4 protein-coding genes are annotated in these 6,802 nt (G+C 72.3%); 1 reads left to right on the forward strand and 3 read right to left on the reverse strand.

Going from position 1 to position 6,802, the window contains the following annotated elements:
- The 3 genes from J7U37_RS24545 to J7U37_RS24555 form a co-directional block, all read right to left on the reverse strand.
- Positions 1-3,130, reverse strand: a 3,130-nt coding sequence (locus tag J7U37_RS24545) for an efflux RND transporter permease subunit (RefSeq protein ID WP_247637444.1), incomplete at its 3' end; no start/stop codon positions are given.
- Between the two features lie 7 nt (positions 3,131-3,137).
- Complete coding sequence (locus J7U37_RS24550; protein ID WP_247637445.1) at positions 3,138-4,961, reverse strand: HlyD family efflux transporter periplasmic adaptor subunit; 1,824 nt, start codon at positions 4,959-4,961, stop codon at positions 3,138-3,140.
- A gap of 107 nt (positions 4,962-5,068) precedes the next feature.
- Complete coding sequence (locus J7U37_RS24555; protein WP_247637446.1) at positions 5,069-5,569, reverse strand: hypothetical protein; 501 nt, start codon at positions 5,567-5,569, stop codon at positions 5,069-5,071.
- Between the two features lie 225 nt (positions 5,570-5,794).
- On the opposite strand from J7U37_RS24555, the gene cobF reads away from it, so the two are divergent.
- A complete protein-coding gene (gene cobF / locus J7U37_RS24560; RefSeq protein ID WP_247637447.1) occupies positions 5,795-6,565 on the forward strand; it encodes a precorrin-6A synthase (deacetylating) in 771 nt (256 codons plus the stop codon).
- Positions 6,566-6,802: the final 237 nt, after the last annotated feature.

Consider the following 6,802-nt stretch of genomic DNA (forward strand, 5'->3'; position numbering starts at 1 on the left):
GGGGAGCCGGGGCCTGCGCCGCCTGCAGCCGGGCGAAGGCGCCCCGGCCGAAGCGCAGGACGAGGACGGGGGTGAGCGCCGCGTCGAGCAGGGTGGCGCTGAACAGGCCGCCGAAGATCGTCACGGCGACGGGATGGAGAATCTCCTTGCCGGGCGCCGTGCCGTCGACCAGCAGCGGCACCAGGGCGATGCCGGCCGCCAGCGCCGTCATCAGCACCGGCACCAGCCGCTCGTTGCTGGCGCGTAGCACCAGGGCCGGGCCGAAGGGCAGGCCCTCGCTCAGCCCGAGATTGAGGATGTGGCTGATCTTCAGGATGCCGTTGCGGGCGACGATGCCGGTGAGCGTCACGAACCCGATCATCGAGGCGACCGACAGGGGCAGCCCCGCGACGAACAGGGCCGCGACGCTGCCGATCAGCGCCAGGGGCACGTTGCCCATGACGATGAGGGCCAGCACGCCGGAGCGGTAGCGGCTCGCCAGCAGGGCGAAGACCAGGGCCAGCGAGACGAGGCTGAGGAGCCCGATGGTGCGGGTCGCCTCCCCCTGCGCCTGGAACGCGCCCTCCAGGCTCGGGGTGATGCCCTGGGGCAGGGTGGTCCGCGCCAGGATCTCCGCCATGGCGGCGGCCACGGCCGAGCCGTCGGCGCCGGCCCGGGTGTTGGCCTGGATCACCAGACGCCGACGCCCGTTCTCGCGAAGAATCTGGTTGGGGCCGTCGCGCTCGGCGATGTCGGCCAGCGCGTGGGCCGGGACCCAGCCGGTGGGCGTCTCGATCAGGAGTTCGCGCAGGGCCGCCACCGAGCGGCCGGATTCCGGCAGGCGCAGGGTGACGTCGTAGCGGCGCAGGCCGTCCACCAGGGTGGAGACCACCCGGCCGTTGGCGAGGCGGCTCACCGCCTCGACCACGGCGCCGGGGGCGACGCCATAGAGGGCGGCCCGTCCGGAATCGACCCGGACCTCGAGCTGCGGGATGCGGACCTGCTTCTCGATGGCGAGGTCGGTGATGCCGGGGATCGTCTCGAACGCGCTCTTGAGGGCTTCGGCCGTGCGGCGCAGGCCGTCGAGGTCCTCGCCGAACAGCTTGAGGGCGATCTCGGCCCGGACGCCGGACAGCATGTGGTCGAGGCGGTGCGAGATCGGCTGGCCGACATTGACCGAGACCGGCAGCACCCCGAGGCGGGCTCGCAACTCCGCCACGACGGCCTCGCGCGATCGCCCGCCGGCCTGATTCCTCGCCTGATTCCCCGCCTGATTCCCGGTCCTGATGCCGATCTCCAGGTCGGTGGAGTGGACGCCCTCGGCATGCTCGTCGAGTTCGGCCCGGCCGGTGCGGCGCCCGACCCGGTCCACCTCCGGGATGTCGAGAACCAGACCTTCGGCGATGGCGCCGATCCGGCTCGATTCGGCGAGCGAGATGCCCGGCGTGAAGGCGAGGTTGACGGTGAACGAGCCCTCGTTGAACGGGGGCAGGAAGGCCCGCGGCAGGGTGGTGGCGGCATAGGCCGCCGCGCCGACGCCGATCACGGCCGCCGCCATCACGGTGCGCTGGTGGCCGAAGGCGAAGGCCACCAGCCGCCCGTTGCCGGCTTTCAGCCAGCGGATCAGCCGGCCCTCCGGCGCCTCCAGGGTCTTCAGGCCAGGGAGCAGCCAGGAGGCGAGGGCGGGCGTCAGGGTGAGCGAGACGAGAAGGCTCGACAGGATCGCGATGATGTAGGCCTGCCCCAGCGGCGCGAAGAGCCGGCCCTCGATGCCCGACAGGGCGAAGAGCGGCACGAAGACGAGGCAGATGATCGCGGTGGCGTAGACGATGCCGGAGCGGACCTCGTTGGAGGCCGCCACGATCACCGCGAAGGACGAGCGCGGCGCGCCGTCCTGTCGGTTCTCGCGCAGGCGCCGCAGGATGTTCTCCACATCCACCACCGCGTCGTCGACGAGTTCGCCGATGGCGATGGCCAGCCCACCGAGGGTCATCGTGTTGATGGAGAGCCCGAGGGCGGAGAAGATCGCCGCCGTGGCGAGGATCGAGACCGGGATCGCGGTGAGCGAGATCAGGGTGGTGCGGGCGTTCATCAGGAAGGCGAACAGCACCACTGCGACCACCGCGACCGCTTCGAGCAGCACCTGCACCACGTTGTGCAGGGAGGTCTCGATGAAATCCGCTTGCCGGAACAGGATCTTCTGCGCCGCGATGCCGGGCGGCAGGCTGGGGGCGAGGTCGGCGAGCGCCGCCTCCACGGTCCGGGTCAGCCGCACGGTATCGACCCCCGGTTGCTTCTCCACCGAGACGATGACGGCGGGTTTGCCCATGTAGCCGCCATCGCCGCGCCGGGGCCGGGGAGCGAAATCCACCTCCGCCACCTGGCGCAGGTAGACCGGCCCTGCGGGCGTGGCCACCACGAGGTTGCGAAGGTCGTCGAGGTCGATGGTCCGGCCGATGGCGCGGATCAGCACCTCGCGGGCACCCGCATCGGTGAAGCCGCCGCCCGCATTGGTGCCGAAGCCCTCCAGCGCCTGGGTCATCGCCGCGTGGGTGACGCCCAGCGCCCGCATGGCGGCGGGGTTCGGCGCCACCCGGAACTGGCGTACCTCGCCGCCGATGGGAATGACCTGGGCCACGCCCGGGATCGACAGGAGCCGGGGCCGGAGGGTGAAGTCGGCGGTCTCGCGCAGCTGCATCGGCGTCGCGGTCTCGGAGGTCACCGCCACCAGCAGGATGCCGCCCATGATCGACGAGACCGGCCCCATCTGGGGCATCACGTTGGCGGGCAGTTCGGTGCGGGCCAGCGCGAGGCGCTCGGCCACGAACTGGCGGGCGCGGTAGAGGTCGGCGTCCCAGGCGAACTCCACCGTGACGATGGACAGGCCGATGCCCGAGACCGAGCGCACCCGGGTGACGCCGGGAAGCCCGTTCATCCGGGTCTCGATCGGGTAGGTCACGCGCTGCTCCACCTCCGGGGGGGCGAGTCCCTCGGCCTCCGTCATCACCGTCACGGTGGGGCGGTTGAGGTCGGGCAGCACGTCGACGGGCAGGCGGGTCAGGGCCAGGAGCCCGGTCAGGACCAGGGCGGCGGCGAGCGCCACCACGAGCAGGCGGTTGCGCAGGGACTGCGCGACGATGGTCTCGAACATCGGGGCCTCAGCGGATCTGGTCGAGAAGTTCGGCGCCCTGGACGACGACCCGGCGCCCGGCCGTGATCCCGTCCTCCACCAGCATCCGGTCGGCATCCAGCGGCGCCACCCGCACCGGGCGACCCAGGAAGCGTTCGGCGCTGACGTGCTCGTAGACGAGGCTGCCGCCCTCGGCCCGCACGATGCCGGAGCGCGCCACCGGCAGGCCGGGGCGGGCGCTGCCGACGGGCGCCAGCACGGTGACGAACTGGCCGAGGCGCAAGCTCTTGATGTCGCCCTTCCCGTCTCCCTCGACAGCGAATTGCACGGGCACCGCCTGGTTGCGGTCGGCCAGGCCCGTGCCCCGATAGGCGAGCTGCAGGGTGCCGCCGTCCCCCAGCTGCGCCGTGGCCCGGCTGCCCTCGGCCAAAGCTTCGAAGCTCAGGGCCTCGACCCAGAGCCTGGCCGGATCGACGATGCGGTAGACCACCGTGCCGGGCGCCGCCATGGCGCCCGCCACCGCATTGGTCTCGGCGATGATGCCGTCGACCGGCGCCACCAGAGCTTCCGGCTCGCGCCGGACGGCGTCGAGGGCGGCACGGCGGTCGCGCAGGCCGCCGAGTTCCGAGCGGGCATCGTCGAGCTGGGTCTGCGCCACCGCGCCGGTGGTGGAGAGCCGCTCGAAGCGGGTCACGCGCCGCTCCAGGATGGCGATCTGCTGGTCGAGTTCGCCCTGGCGCTGGCGCATGTCGGAGACGTCCACCGCCTGGACCGGCGGGGTCACGGTGGCGAGCACGTCCCCGCGCTTCACCCGCGTGCCGAGGCGGGGAAAGCCGCTCTCGGGCGGTGCCAGGCGGCCGCCGACCGAGGATTGCGCCACGCCGCTGGCATTGGGGTCGGGGATGATCCGCCCCGGCAGTTCGGCGCTGCGCGTGACGGATCGCTCGGCCGTGAGGCCGGTGCGCAGCGCCAGCAGGCGCTGGAGCGATTTCGGCACGAAGACCGAGCCGTCGGGCAGGCGCCGCGCGCGCTCCATCAGGACGCCGCCGCTCAGCATGGCCGGCGTGACGGGCGTGTCCGTCTCAGGCCCCTCGGCATGACCCTCATGCGCGAGGGCCGTGCCGACCGGGACCAGAACCAGGGCCGCCGCGCCCGCGAGGAGCGCTGCGAAGAGAACGGCGAAGAGAACCGCGAGGATCTGTCCGGAGCGGCGGCGGCGCGCCAGGGCGAAGACGCCGAGACCGAGGGATATTCCGAGCCCCGTTAGGAAGCCGCCGGCCGCGAGGGCGGCCGGGTGCTGCCCGGCGAGGCGGCCCGCCAGGGCCATCGCGGCAGCCGTGGGGCCGGACGCCTTTGGGTCGGACATCTTTAAGTCGGACGCTTTGGGGCCGAACGCCGCGGGTATGCCCGCCGCGGGGGGACCGGCCGGCGCGGGCAGGTCGAGATCGAGGTTGAGGACGTCGGTGCGGCCCTCGGACGAGACCCCGACCACGAGGTCGTGGTGCGGCTCGGACGCCAGCCAGGGGGCCGCGAGCCGGTAGGTCCCCGGCGCGGCTGCGACGGCTTTGCGCCTCCCCTCCGGCGTCATGACGGCGACGGTCGCTTCCGCGACCGGGGCGTTGGTCGCCAGGGCATCGACATAGAGCACGAGGTCGGTGCCCTGCACCACGACGACGAGTTCGAAGCGCTCGGAGACGCTCTCCGCCCGCGGAAGGACCGCGGCCGGGACGGGGGCGGCCTCAGCGCCGTGATCATGGCCCTCATGGGCGATGGCGGGGCCGGGCAGGATCAGCAGGAGGAGGGCGCACAGAAGGGCGGGCACGCGCAGGGCGGCCGCGATGGAACGGGACATGGACCAGGGTTCTTTCGACCAGGATTCTTTCGCCGGGGAAGACGGAACCGCGTCCCGGCCTCAAGGTCCGCCGGGGACCTCGAGCGCCGATCGGACGCGGGGCAGCGTCAGGCGTGGAATCTGGGCGGTTCGGGAACGGCTTCCGGGATGACGTCCGTCCGGGCGGGGAGGGCGCGCGCCAGGGTGCGCTCGCTGGGGCCGCGTGGTCCGGCCGCGTCGATGCTGTCCGGCGTGAGCCCGGCGCTGGTGCAGCAGGAACTGGGCAGGCGACAGCCGGCATTGGAGCAGGCGCCGTCGCAGGCGCCGGCACTGAGTGCCCGGACCGGCGTGGCCGTCGGCACTACGGCCGTCCGGATCGCGGCCACGGGCAGAAGCATCCGGGCCTCGGCGTCGCCGATCCGGGCCTGCGCCGAAGCGGCCGGGGGGAGGGGGGCCGCGCCGCCGCGCGCGTGACCAGCATGAGCTTGGTCGGCGTGGCCCATGCCAGCATGGGCTTGGTCGGCGTGGCCCATGCCAGCATGGGCCTGGGCGCCGGACGGCATGAGGCCGACCGCGATCAGAACGATCGTGGCCGCGAGCCAGAGTGCCATGTGCCGGGTGCAGGTCATCTCGACCCCATTGTTAGCATGCGGGCGGCGACGGCGACAGGGCGGTTTTGGCGCGGGGCGTGCTCGCCCACCTGCGGGGGCATCTCGGGCGTACCCTAAGGGACTGGGAACACACGACGTTTCTCGCGCGATCGGTTTCCCTTCGCGGCCGCATGCTCTAAGCGGGCGGCCCGGGCCTCGGCGCGGGCGGGTGCGGAGGACGCCTCGGCAGCGGAGGACGGCGCGATGAGAACTCTCCTGGTGATCGGGATCGGCACCGGCAATCCCGAGCACATGACGATCCAGGCCATCCGCGCCCTCAACACCGCCGACGTGGTCTTCGCTCTCGACAAGGGCCGCCAGAAGGCCGACCTCGTGGACCTGCGCCGGGATATCTGCGCCCGCTATCTCACGGACAGGCCCTACCGCTTCGTCGAGGCGCAGGACCCGGAGCGGGACCGCAACCCGTCCGATTACGGCGCGACCGTCGAGGCCTGGCACGCGGCGCGGGCCACGCTCTACGAGGCGATGATCGCCACGGAACTCGATGCGGAGGGCTGCGGCGCCATCCTGGTCTGGGGCGATCCCTCCCTGTACGACAGCACGCTGCGCATCATCGACCGCATCCTGGCGCGCGGCCACCTGGCCCTGGAGGTCCGGGTGATTCCGGGCATCACCAGCGTGCAGGCGCTGGCGGCGAGCCACCGCATCCCGCTCAACCGCATCGGCGCCCCGATCACCATCACCACCGGCCGGCAGATCGCCGGCGGCCTTGGAGAGGGGGCCGACACCACCGTGGTGATGCTCGACGGGCGCCCTCGCTTCGACCATCTCGACCCGGACCTGACCATCTACTGGGGCGCCTTCCTCGGCAGCGCCGACGAGATCCTGGTCTCGGGCCGCCTCGGCGACGTGGCAGCCGAGATCGGCGCCGTCCGCGAGGCCGCCCGGGCCCGCCACGGCTGGATCATGGACACCTACCTGCTGCGCGCGCCGGTCGCACGCGACCGAACCTGAGGGAGCGGCCTGCGGCATAAGTGACCGGCATCCGGAAGGAATGTCCGGCCCCTGCCCCGATCGATGGGGGATCGTCCCCCGTGACCGCCGGAACACATCAATAAAAATCCTTTCGACTTGGCTTCGATGCTCGCCGTTTCGGGCCGAGGACTGGCAGGGTGTTTGCGAGAGACTTCGCGGAGTCAATAATAGGCCGATCGCGCCACCACGATGACTGTCTTGGGGCGGGTTCGGGAG

This window comes from Methylobacterium sp. 37f (assembly GCF_023093475.1).
Classification (GTDB): Bacteria; Pseudomonadota; Alphaproteobacteria; order Rhizobiales; family Beijerinckiaceae; genus Methylobacterium.

Bases quoted from the DNA above. Each gene is read 5' to 3' on its own strand.
- J7U37_RS24550 (WP_247637445.1), bottom strand. From the start codon at position 4,961: ATGTCCCGTTCCATCGCGGCCGCCCTGCGCGTGCCCGCCCTTCTGTGC.
- cobF (WP_247637447.1), top strand. From the start codon at position 5,795: ATGAGAACTCTCCTGGTGATCGGGATCGGCACCGGCAATCCCGAGCAC.
- J7U37_RS24555 (WP_247637446.1), bottom strand. From the start codon at position 5,569: ATGACCTGCACCCGGCACATGGCACTCTGGCTCGCGGCCACGATCGTT.